Origin of the sequence: Actinacidiphila yeochonensis CN732 (assembly GCF_000745345.1) — a bacterium.
GTDB classification, from domain to species: domain Bacteria; phylum Actinomycetota; class Actinomycetes; order Streptomycetales; family Streptomycetaceae; genus Actinacidiphila; species Actinacidiphila yeochonensis.
On record NZ_JQNR01000004.1, the window covers coordinates 857,274 to 869,371 of the forward strand.

Annotated in this window: 10 protein-coding genes; 5 read left to right on the forward strand and 5 right to left on the reverse strand. The window is 74.6% G+C overall.

Annotated elements, in window-relative coordinates:
* Nucleotides 1–149 precede the first annotated feature (149 nt).
* Nucleotides 150–2,090: a tetratricopeptide repeat protein gene (locus BS72_RS32165; RefSeq protein WP_051950908.1), complete on the forward strand. Its 1,941-nt coding sequence runs from the start codon at nt 150–152 to the stop codon at nt 2,088–2,090.
* Nucleotides 2,091–2,192: 102 nt separating this feature from the next.
* Here the strand turns inward: BS72_RS32165 and BS72_RS10280 are convergent, their stop codons facing one another.
* On the reverse strand, nt 2,193–3,080 hold the full coding sequence (locus BS72_RS10280; protein ID WP_051950909.1) for a carbohydrate kinase family protein: 888 nt from the start codon (nt 3,078–3,080) through the stop codon (nt 2,193–2,195).
* A gap of 459 nt (nt 3,081–3,539) precedes the next feature.
* Here BS72_RS10280 and BS72_RS10285 point away from each other — a divergent pair, with 459 nt between their 5' ends.
* Nucleotides 3,540–4,967, forward strand: a complete 1,428-nt coding sequence (locus tag BS72_RS10285; RefSeq protein WP_232792314.1) for an MFS transporter — start codon at nt 3,540–3,542, stop codon at nt 4,965–4,967.
* A gap of 95 nt (nt 4,968–5,062) precedes the next feature.
* Here BS72_RS10285 and BS72_RS10290 read toward each other — a convergent pair whose 3' ends face one another.
* Both BS72_RS10290 and BS72_RS10295 read right to left on the reverse strand, forming a co-directional pair.
* The gene (locus BS72_RS10290; RefSeq protein WP_037908818.1) at nt 5,063–5,776 is read right to left on the reverse strand and encodes an HAD family hydrolase; all 714 of its coding nucleotides are present in this window, start codon (nt 5,774–5,776) and stop codon (nt 5,063–5,065) included.
* 162 nt (nt 5,777–5,938) lie between these two features.
* Nucleotides 5,939–6,961, reverse strand: a complete 1,023-nt coding sequence (locus BS72_RS10295; protein WP_078901207.1) for a phosphatase PAP2 family protein — start codon at nt 6,959–6,961, stop codon at nt 5,939–5,941.
* A 422-nt stretch (nt 6,962–7,383) separates the two neighbouring features.
* Here BS72_RS10295 and BS72_RS10300 point away from each other — a divergent pair, with 422 nt between their 5' ends.
* Both BS72_RS10300 and BS72_RS36435 read left to right on the forward strand, forming a co-directional pair.
* Nucleotides 7,384–7,869 carry a MarR family winged helix-turn-helix transcriptional regulator gene (locus BS72_RS10300; RefSeq protein WP_037909950.1) on the forward strand — a complete coding sequence of 162 codons (486 nt, stop codon included), beginning with the start codon at nt 7,384–7,386 and terminating at the stop codon, nt 7,867–7,869.
* Between the two features lie 173 nt (nt 7,870–8,042).
* Nucleotides 8,043–8,180, forward strand: coding sequence for a hypothetical protein (locus BS72_RS36435; protein ID WP_157856199.1), 138 nt, complete (start codon nt 8,043–8,045; stop codon nt 8,178–8,180).
* Between the two features lie 119 nt (nt 8,181–8,299).
* Here the strand turns inward: BS72_RS36435 and BS72_RS10305 are convergent, their stop codons facing one another.
* Nucleotides 8,300–8,956 (reverse strand): GNAT family N-acetyltransferase, encoded by a 657-nt coding sequence (locus BS72_RS10305; RefSeq protein ID WP_037908822.1) that lies wholly within the window; start codon nt 8,954–8,956, stop codon nt 8,300–8,302.
* Nucleotides 8,957–9,281: 325 nt separating this feature from the next.
* On the opposite strand from BS72_RS10305, the gene BS72_RS10310 reads away from it, so the two are divergent.
* Entirely contained in the window at nt 9,282–10,325 is a 1,044-nt protein-coding gene (locus BS72_RS10310) for an alpha/beta hydrolase (protein ID WP_078901208.1), read from the forward strand.
* Nucleotides 10,326–10,519: 194 nt separating this feature from the next.
* On the opposite strand, the gene BS72_RS10315 is transcribed toward BS72_RS10310, so the two are convergent.
* Nucleotides 10,520–11,887 carry an MFS transporter gene (locus BS72_RS10315; RefSeq protein ID WP_051951019.1) on the reverse strand — a complete coding sequence of 456 codons (1,368 nt, stop codon included), beginning with the start codon at nt 11,885–11,887 and terminating at the stop codon, nt 10,520–10,522.
* Between the last annotated feature and the right edge of the window lie 211 nt (nt 11,888–12,098).

A 12,098-nucleotide genomic window follows, 5' to 3' on the forward strand; every position in this document is an offset into this window, starting at 1 on the left:
GCCACAACTCCCTCTCCGGGAACGTGTATGGGCCCACCGTCCAGGCGGGCGCGATCCACGGGGACGTGTACTTCCAGAACGCCGGTCCCCGTCCACCTCATGTCACGCCACGTCAATTACCGTCTTTGACAAGACACTTCACAGGAAGAGTGAACACCCTGGAGGCGTTGACCGGGTTCCACCGAACGGACGGGCAGACGCTGGCGGTGATCAGCGGTCCGCCGGGGGTCGGAAAGACGTCACTGGCGCTGGCCTGGCTGCACGCCCACGAGGCGGAATTCCCCGACGGGCAGTTGTACGTCGACTTGCTGGGCAGTTCGGCGGCCGTCCCGGCCTCCGCCGGCTCTGCTCTCCAACTGTTCCTCCACGCGCTGGGCGTCGGCGCGGAGCAGGTGCCGGCGGACCTGGCGGGGAAGGCCGCCCTGTACCGCAGCGTGACGGCCGGTCGGCGGATCGCCGTGCTCTGCGACAACGCGCTGTCGGCCGCGCAGGTGCGCCCGCTGATTCCCGCCTCGCCGGGAAGCATGTGCATGGTGACGAGCCGTTGGCGGCTGACATCGCTGACCCTGGACGGAGCCCACCTCCTGCCTCTGGAGCCGCTGGACACCGATACCGCGGTGGAGCTCTTCTGGCGTGTCGCCGGTCAGACGACACCCGGCGGCAGGGAGGACGCCGCCGCGCGGCAGGCCGTCGCCTCCTACGGGCGGTTCCCGCTCGCCGTGTGCGTGGGTGCGGCGCTCCTGGCGCTCCGGAGCGACTGGCAGATCCGACAACTCGTGGCAGGCGACGCCGACGGCCTCCATATGGTCCTTGCAGACGAGGAGACTTCGATGCGCACGTGCTTTGACGAGTCGTACGAAGCGCTGCCGGCCGGGGCCGCGGCGCTGTACATGCGGCTCGGGCTCCATCCGCTCCCGGACTTCGCGGCGGAGGTGACCCACGCGGTCGCCGCGGCCACGCCGGAGGTCGCCGACCTGCCGGGAGCGGTGGGCGCGCTCATGGAGGCCAACCTCCTCACGGCGGCCGTCCCCGGCCGCTACCGCTTCCACGACCTCATCCACCAGCACGCGGGTACGCGAGCCCAGGCCGGTCTGAGCGGGGACGCCGTGCGTGAGGTCAAACGGCGGATCGCCGAGCACTACCTCGCCACCGCCGACAGGGCCGACCGCAGCCTCTCGCAGCATCGCCTCCGTCCCGAGCCCCGGTACGAACACGCCATCACGTCCGTGGTGGAGTTCGGCGGTCAGGCCGAGGCCATGGAGTGGTTCGACGCCGAGCGCGCCAACCTGATGACCGTTCTGGAGGGGGCCGCCGCCGATGGGTGGGACGACGTGGTCTGGCAACTGGCGGACGCCATGTGGCTGCTCTTCACCCACCGTCATCACCACGCCGACTGGGTCGCCAGCTACACGCTGGGATCGGCCTCGGCCGAGGCCTGTGGTCACGTGCTGGGTGAGGCGCGACTGCGTACGGGCCTGGGGACGGCCCTTCGGGCGAGCGGCTCTCCGCAGAGCGCGATGGAGGAGTTCACCAGGGCGCGGGAACTGCGGCGCCGCCTCGAAGACCGCCGGGGGGAAGGCGTCGTGCTCAACCACATGGCCCTGGCCTACCGCGACCTCGGGCAGATGGAGCAGGCCCTCTCGCTGCTGCGCGAGGCGCTCGCCCTCCGCGGGGGAGAGGGGGACCTGCGGGGCGCGGGGCGCATCCACTGCTCCATCGGTGAGATCGAGAGCCTGCTCGGGGCCCACGCGTCCGCCGTCGCCCATCTTGAGGAGGCGTGGCGGTTGATCCGCGACCTCGGGGACACGGCGTCGGAAGCCCTCGTCGAGCGGGTCCTGGGTGAGGCGCTGCTGAGGGCCGGAGACGTGGCCTCGGCCCGGGCCCACCTCGTCAGCGCTCTGGCCCTGCTGCGCGTGTGGGGCACGGGCGCTGAACAGGGTGCCGTCCATGAGGCCATCGGACAGTCCTACGAGCTGGCGGGTGACCTCGCCGAGGCCCGGAACCGCTACCGCAGCGCGGAAGCGGCCTACCTCTCCGTCGGGGCCCTGGAGCACGCCCAGCGCGCGGCTGAGCGTGCCCAGGTGCCGTGACGGACCCCCGCTGGACGCCTCTTGGGACGCCTCTTTGGGACGCCCTTTGGACGGGGTCTGATCCAGAACTGCTCCTGGCCTAGGCGCTGTCCGCGCGGCTGGTCACCGCCACCAGCCGACGCGGGTGCGGAGCGGGTAGACGCGCTGGAGGGCGGACAACTCCGACGGGGTGAGGAAGCCGGCCGTGGCGGACTCCGCGCCGATCTTCCAGCCGGCGAAGAGGACGGCCGACTCCAGCGACTCGACGGCCCGGCCGGACGTCAGCCATCCGTGCAGGAAGGCGGCGAAGAGGGCGTCCCCCGCGCCGTCGGTGCTGCGGATCGGGCGCGGCGTCACCGCCTCGATCTCGATCAGCGTCCCTTCGGGCAGTCCGAGCGCGCAGCCCTGGTCGCCGCGGCCGACGGCGGCGACCCGGCACCCCGGGTAGGTCCGTAACACCCGGCTGATCCATTCCGTCGGGGTGCACGTCAGGCGTTCGTGGCTGCAGAAGAGGACGTCGGCGGACTCGAACCAGGGGCGGTTCCGCTCGTCGTCCAGGTTGGCGGCCAGGTGCAGGTCGATGGCCACGGGCAGCCCGGGTATCTCCCGGGCCGCGGACAGGAAGGGCTTGCCGAAGGGGCTGCTGGTGATGATCGCGAGGTCGGCGTCCACGGCGGCCTCGAAGAAGCGCTCCATCGGGTAGGCCGTCGAACCGCCGGCCGACCACGCGTTCCGGGCGACCCGGCCTTCCGGCTCCACGAGGACCACGGTCATCGCCGACTCGCGGGACGTGACGACTCCGCGCCCGTCCAGTCCGTGCTGCCGCAGGGAGTTGCGGATGGTGTCTCCGGCGATGTCCTCCCCGATGAGCGTGCACAGGCGCGCTTCGTCGCCCAGCGCCAGTAGCGCGCTGCCCACGTTGCACGCACCGCCCACGACGGCGCACCGCATCCAGGAGGCGGTCCGGAGGGCGTCATACGGGAGCGGAAAGCTCTCTACCGGCACGGTCATCGCCAGTCTGCTCGTTCCTACGATGACGAACCGAGGCATTGTTGATCATTCCTCCATCATTTTCGACTGATCCTGATCCGTTTGGATCAGATGGAAGTGAGTGTGGCGGGGTGCTGTGGGTGAAGTGGTTGCAGATTTCCTGACAGGCGGCTGGTGCGCCTGATGTCGCGGCGCTCCGCTTTCGCGCGGTACGTGCCGGTGGCCAGGGGGGCTTCGCCGCCTGCTTTCGTCCACGCCGCGGTCGGGTGGCCGGTGCGTCGTGGCGGGATGTCCAGGAGTGCCGCTGCGTCCGGGTGGGAGGTTCGGGAGCGGAGGACTCGGGCGGGGAAGATTCGGCCACAGAAAGATGCGGCTACAGAACAGTTCGGTGACCGATGTAATCTGGGAGGAGGAAGGCGCCGGGCGAAGGGGTGGCATGTGGACGGGTACGCCGGGGGCGGGCGCGGGGGATGGGGGGCCGTGCTGGTACGGGAGCGGGCCCGGCCGGATGCCGTGCGGGAGCGGCCCGGGGCCTGGCGGCTGGCCGTCGCCACCGTGTGCTTCGGCGCGTTCATGGGCCAGCTCGACGCCAGCGTGGTCACGCTGACCTACCCGAGCCTGCGGGCGCGCTTCGACGCGCCGCTCGCGGGCGTGGAATGGGTGTCGCTGTCCTACCTGCTCGTCCTGGTCGCCGCCCTGGTGCCGGTCGGGAGGCTGGCCGACGCGATGGGCCGCAAGCTCTTCTACCTCTACGGCTTCGTCCTCTTCACCGCCGCCTCCGCCGCCTGCGGGCTCGCACCGTCGCTCGGGGCCCTGGTCGCCTTCCGGGCGGTGCAGGCGATCGGCGCCGCCATGCTCCAGGCCAACAGCGTCGCCCTGGTGGCCACGAGCGCGCCGCCCGCCAGGACACGGGCCGCCCTGGGCGTACAGGCCGCCGCCCAGGCGCTGGGACTGGCCCTGGGCCCGACGGTCGGCGCCGCGCTGGTGGCCACCGCGGGCTGGCGGTGGGTGTTCGGCGTCAACGTGCCGATAGGCGTGGTCGCGCTGGTCGCCGGCCACTACCTGCTGCCGCGCACCCGCACCCGTACGCCGGTGGCCGGCTTCGACGGCTGGGGCCTGCTGTGGCTCTCGGCCGCGACGACGGCGCTGCTGCTCGGGGTGTCGGCCGCGTCCGGGCTGCCGCTGCCCGGCTGGGCGGCGGGGCTGCTCTTCGTGCTGGCGGCGGCAGCGGCCGGTGCCTTCGCCATACGGCAGCGCCGCGCCGGAGCGCCGCTGCTGGACCCCGCCCTGCTGCGGGTCCGGGGGGTGCCGTCGGGGCTCGCGGCCGCGCTCTGCGGGTACCTCGTCCTGTTCGGGCCGCTGGTGCTGGCCCCGGAGGTGCTGGCCCGGGCCGGGTACTCCGAGCTGCTGACGGGCCTGGTGGTGAGCGCGCTGCCCGCCGGGTTCGCGCTGGCCGCGACCGGGGCCGACCGGGTCCTGCCGAGCGGTACCACCGACCGGTCCCGCTGCGTCGCGGGCGCGGCCGTGGCGGTGGCCGCGCTGGCGGCCATGGTGGCCGTACCCCCTGCCGCGGTCTGGACCGCGCTGCTGCTCGCCCTGCTCGGCACCGGCCTGGGCCTTTTCACGCCCGCGAACAACACGCTGATCATGCGGGCCTTCCCGGCCGCCTCGTCGGGCATGGCGGGCGGCCTGGTGAACATGGCCCGGGGCCTCGGCACCGCGCTGGGCGTCGCCCTGGTGACCCTGGCGCTCCACCTGGGCGCCTCCGGCGGGACCGGGGCCGCCGGGGCGGAGCGCCACGGGGTGCCGGTCCTGCTGGCGGCCGCCGTCGCGGGGCTGCTGGCGGCCTGGCGCGGCTCCCGGAGGAGAGGCCGGGGTTCGTCGGCTGCCGGCTCGCCCCGGCGGTGACCTTCTCGCCCCGTCCCGCGATCCGCGCCGGGAGCCGCCCCGGAGGGCGGCGCGCGGCCGCCGTGCGGATTCCCACGGGGCGGCCCGACGGGGCCTCAGCGGGCGAGGGCCGCCGGCAGCTCGGCCAACGAGCTGATGACCCGCACACCGTCCTCGACGGGGACACCGCTGCCCGCCCGGTCCAGCCAGAAGGCGCGCAGACCGGCCTCCCGGGCCCCCACGCCGTCGATGGTGTAATGGTCCCCGACGTAGGCGACCTCGTCCGGCCGCAGGCCGAGGCGGGCACACCCCGCGCGGAAGATGCCCGCCGCCGGCTTCGCCTCGCCGTACTCGTCCGAGCAGACGATCGCGGCCTCAAGGTAGGGCAACAGGCCGACCTGGCCGAGTTTGCGGCGCTGCGTGGCGCTCGACGAGTTGGAGACGACCCCGAGCCGGTGGCCGGACACGAGCCGGGCCAGGACCGGTTCGGCGTCGGGGAAGGCCGCCCAGGCCGCGCGGTGGCGGGTCTCGTAGTCGGCGAACCAGGCGTCGGCGTCGTCGTCGGGCAGGCGGTCGGTGCTCTGGCCGAGGTGGGAGAGGAACGCGCGCACCCGTGCCCGCCGCTGCCCGGTGAAGGTGAGCTCACCGGAGAGGAAGCGGGCGTACGCGGGCTCGGCGACCTCGCGCCACAGGGCCAGCGCCCCGGCGGCGTCGGGGAAGGCGCCGAGCAGACCCAGCGCCGCCAGATGGGCCGCGACCGCCGACTCCTCCGCGCCGGAGAAGTCGACGAGGGTGTCGTCCACGTCGAAGAGCACGCCCCTGACCGGCATCCCGCCCCGCCTCCCAGATCCGGCGGCCTCTTGGAGAGCCCATCGCCCCCTGCCGCCCGCCCGAGTCTGCCAGGGCGGCGCCGGGCCGCGGTAGGGAGCGCGGGCGGGAAGGACGACGGGCGGCCCCGGCGGATCGGACCGCCGGGACCGCCCGTACGGCGGTCAGCCCCGCGAGTGTGTCCTGGTGCCGGCGGACCCGCCGCCGGAACCCTTGTCCCGTCTCGCGGCGGCCTGCTCCGCCGCCGTCCCCGGACGAGGCGACGCGACGGTCACCGCGGAGGCGGACCCGCCCCTTCTGGCAGGAGACGGCCCGCCCGCCGCCGCCACCGACGGCCGGACCGGGCCGGGCAGGTGGTAGGCGGGCAGCCCGGTCAGGAGCCGCTGCGCCAGGAACCCGAGGGCGAGGGTGAGCGCACCGGCCACCGCGTCGGTGACGAAGTGGTTGGCCGTGGACAGGATGACCGTGAACGTCACCAGCGGGTAGCACAGCCCGAGCACCCGCACCCACGTCCGCCGGGCCAGCGCCGCGATGGTGAGCCCGGCCCAGCCGGACCAGACGATGTGCACCGACGGCATCGCCGCGTACTCGTTCGACACCGACGAGACGTGGCCGGAGTCCCACGAACCCCAGGTGTGGTGGGTGACGACCGTGTCGATGAAGCCCTGGTCGGTCAGGAACCGCGGCGGCGCCAGGGCGCAGAAGGCGAACCCGATCAGGGCCAGCAGCGTGGCCGTGTACAGGGCCGTGCGCGCGCCCCGGTAGGAGGACGGGTGCCGGGCGTAGACCCAGATCAGCGTCCCGAGCGTCACGACGAAGTGCAGCGTGGCGTAGTAGTAGTTCATCCCCACGATCAACCAGTCGACGTGGTTGACGGCGTGGTTGATGGCCAGCTCGGGGTCGAGGTGCAGCCACCGTTCGGCGTGCCAGACCTCCCGCGCCCGGTGCAGCGCCGCCGTCTCGTGCCGCGGCACCCACCGGCGGGTGCGGCTGTAGGCGAAGTACAGCGCCACGCTGAAGGTCAGCTCCACCAGCAGGTGGGGGCGGCCCGGCCGCCGGGGCCAGCGGCGCAGGCGGGACCGGCGGCCGGCGGAGGTACCGCTCCCGGCTGCTCCGGACGGGCCGGACGGGCCGGACGCGGAACCGGGGGCGCCGCCGGAGAGGTGGTCGGCTGCCGCGGTGCTCATCGGCCGCTCCCGCCGCTACGCGGGTCCGCTGCCGCCGGTCGGCGGCGGGGTGTCGGCGCGGCCGTTCCGGCGGTGGTGCCCGGGACGCGGCCGCGGGGCGGGACGGAGCCCGGACACCGGACGCTCCGCGAGGGGCCCGGCAGGTTCGCCAGCAGCATGTGTACGGTCACTTTCGGGGTCGGACCCGGCGCGCGGCCGGATAATCCGCACGACACTACAACGGATACCGAACTTCTGGTCGGCGGGGTCCCGTTACGCGTCGGTTCCGAGCCAATCGCGCTTCACTTGTTCCTCGCTTTGCGACCGACTGCGGTCGATCCGCCCCGGTCCCACCCGAAGGGACCACTCCCGGGAGCGATTGCGCAGGTGGGAGGGGCATGACGGGGGTCGCACGCGAGGTCGTGGCCGCTACCCTCGTTGACATGCCATCGCAGCCGCACCCAGAGGCCCCCCGGAACGCGACGCGGACGCCGGACGCCCGGGCGCTCACCGACGCCGTCACCCGGATGCGGCGGGCGCTGCGTGCCTCCATCCGCAGCGACTACCCGTGGGAGCAGCTGCCCATGGCGCAGGTCGAGCTGCTCCAGGTCCTGGGGGAGCACTCGCCGGCCCGGATCGGAGACCTGGCCGCCCGCCAGCGGCTGGCCGCCAGCACCGTCAGCGGCCTGATCGGCCAGATGATCACCTCGGGGCTGGTGGCCCGGGAGGTCGACCCGGCCGACCGCCGCGCCTCCGTCGTCACCCTCACCGACTCCGGCCGCGAGCAGCTCGCCGCGTGGACCGACGCGCACGAGCGAAGGATGGACGCCGCGCTCGCCTCGCTCAGACCCGAGGACCGCGCCGCCGTGCAGGCCGCCCTCCCCGCGCTCTTCCACCTCGCCGAGGAGCTGGACCCGGAGAACGGGTGACGGGCCCGGTGCCAGGCCGTCACCGGCCGAGTCGAGCGGGACCAGCGGGACCAGCGGGACCAGCGGGACGGCGAGGCCGAGCGAACCGCCGACGGTGAGGGCGGTCTCCGGCGCTCCGGTGCTGACGCGCTCCGGCGCTGACGCCGGCGTGCTCGGCGGGGACCGTCGTCAGGATGATCATGTTGAGCGGGACGACCGCCACACCCGCGCCCACCCCGACCAGCGCGATCTCCGACAAGGCCCGCCCGTCGCGCAACCGCGGCGGCCGCTCCCGGGGTGCCGCCCGGCAGCGGGCCCGCGAGGGTCCGTGAGGCTCCCGTGAGAGGTCCGCCGGAGGCCGACGGACCCTCGTGGCGAGCGGCTGCGAGCCGTGCCGCGCTGCGGTGCGGTGGGTCGCCGCCGCGCGGGGAGGCCGCGGCACCCCGGTGGTTCAGCGTCCGGCGGGGAGCGTCCCCGCCGGGCGGCGGGCGGTGGCCCGGGCGATCCGGGCCTCCAGCCGGGCGCGGCACTCCGGCCACTCCCGCGCGGTGACGGAGAAGATCGCCGAGTCCCGCAGCAGGCCGTCCTCGCCCGGCGCCCAGGAGCGGGACCAGTTGCGCAGCACCCCCTCGAAGCGGGCGCCGACACTCTCGATCGCCGCCCGGGAACGCTGGTTGCGGGCGTCGGTCTTCAGGTCCACCCGCGCCGCGCCCCAGTTCTCGAAGGCGTTCCGGAAGAGCAGGTACTTGGCCTCGGTGTTGACGCCGGTGCCCTGCGCCGAGGCCGCGAGCCAGGTGAAGCCGACCTCAACCGCGCACAGCCGGTCGCCGTCCGGCCACAGCCTCGGGTCCCAGTAGGAGGTGGTCCCGACCGCGCGGCCGGTGGCGAGGTCCACCTGCGCGTAGGGGGCGAGCTTCCCCGCCGCGGCGCGGGCGGCGTGGGCGGCGAGGTACTCCTCGACCTCGGAAGCGCGGGGTACCAGGGTGAAGCCGTAGGAGGCGCGGTCCTCCTCGGCCGCCGCGGCGAGGTCGGCGGTGTGGCGGGGCGCAAGGGGCTCCAGGCGGACCAGCCCGCCTTCCAGCACGGGCCCGTCGAGGGTGAAGCTCATGGGTCGGCGCTCCTGTGTGTCGTACGGCGTGGGCGTGTGCCGCCGTGCGCCGGTCGGCGGCCCGGGGTGCCGCCGTGCGCCGTCGTGCGGCGTCGTTGCGCCGAGGTTCCGCCGTCGCAACTGCCCTGTGCCGGGCGTACGGTGGCGTGTTGTCAGGCGGTGGACGGTGTGGCCGGGCGTTCGCGGACCGCGGGTTGCGGCGGCGGGCGGCCCGAGTATCGCAAAGCGACCGCCGCCTGTCGCCCGGATTCGACCCCGCGCGGGGCGCGAAGGAGAGCGCCCTATCCTGCTCGGGCCGGGCCGGACGGCGGAGAGGCGGATCACCATGCGCGACCACCAGGAGCACCGGGCGGACCGGGAAGGCAGGGAAGGCTGGGAAGGCCAGGACGGCCAAGACGGCCAGGACGGCAGGGACGGCGGGGAACACCGGGCGGACGGGGACAGCCGGGAGGGACTGGACGGCAGGGAGCACCCCGGGCACCGGGCGTACGAGGACACGCGGGTCGCGGTCGGGGGCGGTGCGCTGGCGGTGCGCCGCTGGCCGGGCCGACCGGGTGGCGGAACGGTGCTCGCCGTCCACGGGATCACCGGCAACGGGCTGTCCTGGGCACGGGTGGCCGAGGAGTTGGAGGGCGTGGAGGTCATCGCCCCCGACCTGCGCGGGCGCGGGCACAGCCGCGACGTGCGCGGCCGGTCGGGCATGGACCGCCACGCCGACGACCTGCTGGCCGTCCTCGACCACTTCGGCGCCGGTCCCGCGGTGCTGGCGGGCCACTCCATGGGCGGCTGGGTGGCGTGCGTCGCCGCCCGCCGCGACCCCGCCCGCTACGCGGGAGTGGTGCTGGTGGACGGCGGGTTGGGCTTCCCCGTGACCGAGGACGCCGACATCGACGCCGTGCTGCACGCCGTCATCGGCCCCGCCATGCGCAAGTTGTCCATGGAGTTCCCCGACCGCTCCTCCTACCACGCCTTCTGGGCCGCGCACCCCGCCTTCGCCGGCCTGGACGGGCCGCTGGTGGCCGCCTACCTCGACCGCGACCTCGCCGGGAGCGAGCCGCATCTGCGGTCGGCGTGCCGTGCGCAGCCCGTCCGGGAGGACGCCGAGAACCAGCTGCGCAGCCCGGAGGTGTTCGCCGCGATCCACGAACTTCCGCTCCCCGCACGGCTGTTGGCGGCAGAGCGGGGCCTCCGGGACGAACCGGTGGGCCTCTACTCGCCGGAGGCCGTCGTGGCCAGCGGGCTGGCGGCCGAGGGCGTGGCCGTCCACTCCGTGCCCGGCGTCAACCACTACTCCATCGTCCTGGGCCAGCGCGGCGCCTCGGCCGTGGCAGGACACATCCGCGAGACGCTGGCCACGGCGGACGCGTAACGGGGCGCGCGTAACGGGGCACGGGGCGCGTGGCGCGCGGCACCATGCGCCCGGTGCGCCCGGTGCGCCGGTCACGGCACCGCTCGGCCGGCACCGGCAGTCCGGTGCCGGTTGTCCGGTGCCGGTCGCGGCGCCGGGACGACCCGCGCCGGTCCGGCGGACGGCTTCAGTACGGCGTACGGGCGGGCGCCGGTTCACCATCCGGGCTCCGGCGTCCCCGGGGCGGGGCGGACGCTCTCCCCCGGCTCTGGACGGGGCCGGCCCGGCGGAGCGTCCCGGACGGCCGGAAGCGTCCGGCCCAGGCGGGCGAGCGGGGACGCGGCCATCAGCACGGGGGACAGGAACATGCCCGCCACCGTCACCAGCAGGCCGGGGCGCAGCCCCCACCCCTGCGCGAGGAGCCCGCCGAACAGCGAGCCGAGCGGCGCCAGTCCGAGACCGGCGAAGGTGATCGTCGCCGCCGCGCGCCCCTGCATCCCGTCCGGCGTCAACGCCTGCCGCACGGCCATCACCGTGACGTTGACCAGTTGGCCGAACGCCCCGAAGACGGCGCCGGCGCCGAGGAGCACGCCGAAGGTCGCGGCGGAGGAGCCGCGCAGGGCCGGAACGCACAGCATCGCACCGTCGCCGACCACCGCCCCCCACACGAGCACCGGGCCGTACCCGAACCGCCTCGGAAGGCGGGCGGCGAGCAGCGAGCCCAGCAGCGCACCCGGCCCCGTCGCGGCGAGCACCACCCCGACGGCCGCGCCCGACAGGTGCAGATCCCTTGGCAGGAAGAGCAGGTAAACGGTCGTCATGGCGGCGAAGGAGAACTGGAAGGCGCCCGAGGCGAGGGCCACGGCCCGCAGCAGCGGATCGCCGGCGACGAAGCGCAGGCCCTCAAGGACCTGCCGCGCCACCGGAGCGAGGCGTTCCCGACGCTTCGGCACGACGGACCCCGGCGACCGGACCGACCGGGCCGACCGGGCTGACCGGGCTGACCGGGCTGACCGGGCTGACCGGATCGGCCGCACCAGCCGGTTCGACCGGGCCGACCGGATCGACCGGATCGACAGGAACGACAGGGCGAAGAGCAGTGCGCTGGAGCCAGCGGCGACCGGCGCCGAAGCCGACGACACCAACGCGCCGCCGAGAGCGGGTCCGCCGATCTGGGCCGCGGAGCGGACCCCTTCAAGTGCGCTGTTCCCACGGACCAGTTGGCCTCGTTCCAGTAGTCGCGGGAGCGCCGCCTGGTACGCCACGTCGAAGAACACCGACAGGGTCCCCACGGCGAAGGCGGCCCCGAGCAGCGCGGGTAGGCCGAGGCGGCCCAGCAGGCCGGCCACCGCGACGGTGCCAAGAGCCAGTGCCCGCGCGCCGTCCGACAGCACCAGCACGGTGCGGGTCCGCCACCGGTCGACCCAAGCGCCCGCCGGCAGCGACAGCAGCAGGACCGGTGCCTGCCCCACCGCACGGAGCAGGCCCAGCCTGCCGGCGCCGGCGTGCAGGGTGAGGACGGCGAAGAGCGGCAGCACCACCAGGGTCGCCTGTTCGCCCAGTTGGGACGCGGCCTGGCCGATCCAGAACCGCCGGAAGCGGTCGTCCCGCCAAAGGCTCGGCGGAACCGGCGGCCGGGAGCCCCGGGTGACGGGCCGCCGGGAGTCCCGGAGCGGAGAGGACCGGCGGGAGTGAAGGGACCGGTGGGAAGGAAGGGACCGGTGGAGGAAAGGCCGGTGGAGAAGGGACCGATGGGGCACGGCCCGGGAAGAGAAGGAACGGAGGCGAGAAAGA

Coding starts and splice junctions, on each gene's coding strand:
- BS72_RS10300 (WP_037909950.1), top strand. CDS start 7,384: ATGCCATCGCAGCCGCACCCAGAGGCCCCCCGGAACGCGACGCGGACG.
- BS72_RS10295 (WP_078901207.1), bottom strand. CDS start 6,961: ATGAGCACCGCGGCAGCCGACCACCTCTCCGGCGGCGCCCCCGGTTCC.
- BS72_RS10280 (WP_051950909.1), bottom strand. CDS start 3,080: ATGACCGTGCCGGTAGAGAGCTTTCCGCTCCCGTATGACGCCCTCCGG.
- BS72_RS10305 (WP_037908822.1), bottom strand. CDS start 8,956: ATGAGCTTCACCCTCGACGGGCCCGTGCTGGAAGGCGGGCTGGTCCGC.
- BS72_RS36435 (WP_157856199.1), top strand. CDS start 8,043: ATGATCATGTTGAGCGGGACGACCGCCACACCCGCGCCCACCCCGACC.
- BS72_RS10290 (WP_037908818.1), bottom strand. CDS start 5,776: ATGCCGGTCAGGGGCGTGCTCTTCGACGTGGACGACACCCTCGTCGAC.
- BS72_RS10310 (WP_078901208.1), top strand. CDS start 9,282: ATGCGCGACCACCAGGAGCACCGGGCGGACCGGGAAGGCAGGGAAGGC.